Source organism: Lacisediminihabitans sp. (assembly GCF_036404185.1).
GTDB lineage: Bacteria > Actinomycetota > Actinomycetes > Actinomycetales > Microbacteriaceae > Lacisediminihabitans.
This window is the reverse complement of sequence record NZ_DASWPB010000145.1, coordinates 1-3,652: the sequence shown is the minus strand read 5'-3', so window position 1 is coordinate 3,652 and position 3,652 is coordinate 1. Positions and strand designations below refer to the sequence as shown.

Annotated in this window: 4 protein-coding genes; all 4 read right to left on the bottom strand. The window is 67.9% G+C overall.

Translation table 11 applies throughout. From position 1 onward, the window contains the following. A partial coding sequence (locus VGC18_RS10565) for a thymidine phosphorylase (RefSeq protein WP_331097076.1) occupies positions 1-866 on the bottom strand: 866 nt, incomplete at its 3' end. 3 nt (positions 867-869) lie between these two features. Then, entirely contained in the window at positions 870-1,274 is a 405-nt protein-coding gene (locus tag VGC18_RS10560) for a cytidine deaminase (protein ID WP_331097074.1), read from the bottom strand. After that, a complete protein-coding gene (locus VGC18_RS10555) occupies positions 1,271-2,560 on the bottom strand; it encodes an ABC transporter permease (RefSeq protein WP_414672877.1) in 1,290 nt (429 codons plus the stop codon). The genes VGC18_RS10560 and VGC18_RS10555 overlap by 4 nt, the downstream gene beginning before the upstream one ends. Continuing rightward, on the bottom strand, positions 2,557-3,652 hold a 1,096-nt coding region (locus VGC18_RS10550), incomplete at its 5' end, for an ABC transporter permease (RefSeq protein WP_331097072.1). The genes VGC18_RS10555 and VGC18_RS10550, both read right to left, overlap by 4 nt.

Here is a 3,652-nt window from a genome sequence, read left to right as displayed (position 1 = left end):
CCCGCCAGCGAGAGCATCTCGCGGGCGAGCGCGACGGTGAGGGCGCGGACATCGGAGGGGCCGCCGCCGGCGAGGACCTCGACGGACTCGCGCACCTCGTTGGCGTTGCCGATGGCGAGGCCAAGGGGCACGTTCATGTTGGTGAGGAGCGCGGAGGTCGCGACGCCGGCATCCTCGCCGAGGGCGACCATGGTACGTGCCAGCTCGCGGGACTGCTCGATGTCCTTGAGGAAGGCGCCGGACCCGAACTTGACGTCGAGGACGAGCGCGGAGGTGCCCTCGGCGATCTTCTTGCTCATGATTGAGGAGGCGATCAGCGGGATGGCCTCGACGGTCCCGGTGATGTCCCGAAGGGCGTAGAGCTTGCCGTCGGCCGGGGCGAGGCCGGAGCCGGCGGCGCTGATGACGGCACCGACACTCTCAAGCTGCTCGAAGAACTCCTCGTTGGACAGCGAGGCGCGCCAGCCGGGGATGCTCTCGAGCTTGTCCAGCGTCCCGCCGGTGTGACCGAGGCCGCGGCCGGAGAGCTGTGGGACGGCGACCCCGAAGGAGGCGACGAGCGGTGCGAGCGGCAGGGTGATCTTGTCGCCGACTCCCCCGGTCGAGTGCTTGTCCGTCGTCCGTTTCGTGAGACCGGAGAAGTCCATCGTGTCACCGCTGGCGATCATCGCCATGGTGAGGTCGCGGATCTCCCTGCGCTCCATCCCGTTGAGGAAGATCGCCATGGCCATGGCGGCCATCTGCTCGTCGGCGACATAGCCGCGGGTGTACGCGTCGATGAGCCACTGGATCTGTTCGGTGGAGAGGACACCCCGATCCCGCTTCGCGCGGATCAGGTCGACGACGTCAAAGGCTTCGATGGCCACTAGCTACTTCCCTGCGTATTCCTCGAGCTGGCGTGGCCCGAAGGCGTCCGGGATCACCTCGTCGATGGTCTTGATTCCCGACACCGTCTCGAGCAGCATGCCCGCGGTCGAGTGCTCGTAGAGCAGCTGCCTGCAGCGGCCGCACGGCATGAGGACGTTGCCGTGCCCGTCCACGCAGGTGAAGGCGACGAGCCGCCCGCCACCGGTCATGTGCAGGCTCGACACGAGGGCGCACTCCGCGCACAGGGTGAGCCCGTAGGAGGCGTTCTCCACGTTGGCCCCGGAGATGACCCGCCCGTCGTCGACAATCGCGGCCGCGCCGACCGGGAAGTGCGAGTAGGGCGAATAGGAGTGCCCCATCGCCTCCGTCGCGGCGGAACGCAGCGCGTCCCAGTCGATCTCGGTCACGATTTCACGTAGGCCTTGCCTGATGCGGCCGGGCCGCGCACCCTGCCCACGAGCCCCGCGACCGCGAAGATGGTCACGACATAGGGCAGCATGAGCATGAACTCGCTGGGCACCGGCGAGCCGATGCTGCTGAGCGCGAACTGCAGGCTCTGCGAGAAGCCGAAGAGCAGCGCCGCGAGCGTCGCCCTGATCGGGTCCCACCGTCCAAAGATCACCGCGGCGAGGGCGATGTATCCCGCTCCGCCCGTCATCTCCTTGGTGAACCCCGGAACCGAGCTGAGGGTGAAGTACGCGCCGCCGAGTCCGACGATCGCCCCGGCGAGGGCGACGTTCCAGAAACGACCGCGGTTGACGTTGATGCCGACGGTGTCCGCCGCCTGCGGATGCTCGCCGCGGGCTCGCAGCCGAAGCCCCCACCGGGTGTGGAACAGGCCGAACCAGACCATGAACACCGCAACGTACATCAGGTAGATGATGATCGTCTGGTCGAACAGCACCGGGCCGATGACGGGGATCTCGCCCAGCAGCGGGATCTCGATGCGCGGGAAGGACTGCGGCGAGTTGAGCACCGTCTGGTTGGGGCTGAGCACCTGGGTGTAGAGGAAGCTGGTCAGGCCCGTGACGAGCACGTTGATGACAACGCCGACGATGACCTGGTCGACGATGTACTTGATCGAGAACGCCGCGAGCAGGAACGAGACGAGCATCCCGGCGACCATCGCCGCCACCAGCCCGAGCAACGGGACGTGCGTGGCCGAGGCGACCAGCGCCGCGACGAACGCCCCGGCGAGCAGCTGCCCCTCGATCGCGATGTTGACCACGCCCACCCGCTCCGAGATCACCCCGCCGAGCGATCCGAAGATGAGGGGCACGCTCAGGCTCACGGCGCTGACGAGCATCCCGGGAATCGCGAGGGTGTGCCCCACCGACGCCCAGACGAGGAAGGTGAAGAGGTCGAGCACCGCGAAGACGATCACGATCCAGATGGGCACCCTGCGGGCGCGGGAGACGATCCAGGTGGCGTAGAGCGCGATGAGCGCGAGCACGATGGGGATCAGGATGCCGATGGCCCGCGACGGCAGGTGGGCGGCGGGGAGCTGGAACAGGTCGGAGTCGGTGGACAGCCGGAAGCTGCTCGTCCCCGTGCGTCCGAACACCCCGAACAGCAGGATGCTGACGACGGCGAAGATGCCGAGCGCGATCGGCGCCTTCCAGTTCCTCACGGCGGCGGTCGCGACGGTGATCCGCGAAACGCCCCTGTCCTGTCCTTCGACGACAGCAGTCACTTCGTCACCACCGCCTTCCTGCCGGAGAGTCTGGTTCTCTTGGCCCGCGCCACGGGTGCCGGGAGTCGGAAGACCGCCCGCACGAGCGGCGGCGCGGCGATCAGCAGCACGATGATCGACTGCACGACGAGCACGATGTCGACGGGGATGCCCTGCTGGGCCTGCATCGTGTAACCGCCGGCCTTGAACGCCCCGAACAGGATGCCCGCGGCGAACACGCCCCAGGGACGCGAGCGGCCGAGCAGCGCGACGGTGATCGCGTCGAAGCCGATGTTGGAGTCGATGGTCGAGGTGACGCCGGTCGGGATGGCCGCCTGCACCTGGTAGGCGCCGGCGAGGCCGATGAACGCTCCGGAGATCAGCATCGCGTAGACGATGGAGTTCTTCACGTCGATGCCCGCGACCTGCGCGGCCCGCTGGTTCTCGCCGATGGCGCGGAAGGTGAAGCCGAGGCTCGACCGGTTGAGCAGGTACCAGAGCACGATCGTCACGATGATGGCGATGATGAAGCCGAGGTTGACCTGATAGCGCTCACCGAGCACCAGCGGCAGGATGGCCGAGGGCTTCGTCGGCAGCGACTTCGGGTTGCTCGACCCGGGGGCCTGCAGCGCACCGGGGGTGCGCAGCAGGAAGGACAGCAGGTAGTAGGCGATGTAGTTCGCCATGATCGTCACGATGACCTCGTGCGCGCCCGTCCTCGCCTTGAGCAGCCCGACCAGGCCGGCCCAGATCGCGCCGCCGACGATCCCCGCGGCGAGCGCGAGGGGGATGTGCACCCACATCGGCAGGTCGAACGAGAAGCCGACCCAGCCGGCGCAGGCCGCGGCGATGAGGATCTGCCCCTGGCCGCCGATGTTGAACATCCCGACCCGGAACGCCAGCGCGACACCGAGACCGCTGACGATCAGCGGGGTCGCGAAGGTGAGCGTCTCGGTGAGGGGCCGGATGCCCGCCGAGAAGGTGGGCCGACGGAAGTTGTAGATGGCTCCCTGGAACATCGACACGTACGCGTTCGACACCGAGGTCCAGATGGCCGAGAACGTGTCACCCGGGCGGGCGAAGAAGTATCCCGCCGCCTTCTGCACCTCCGCA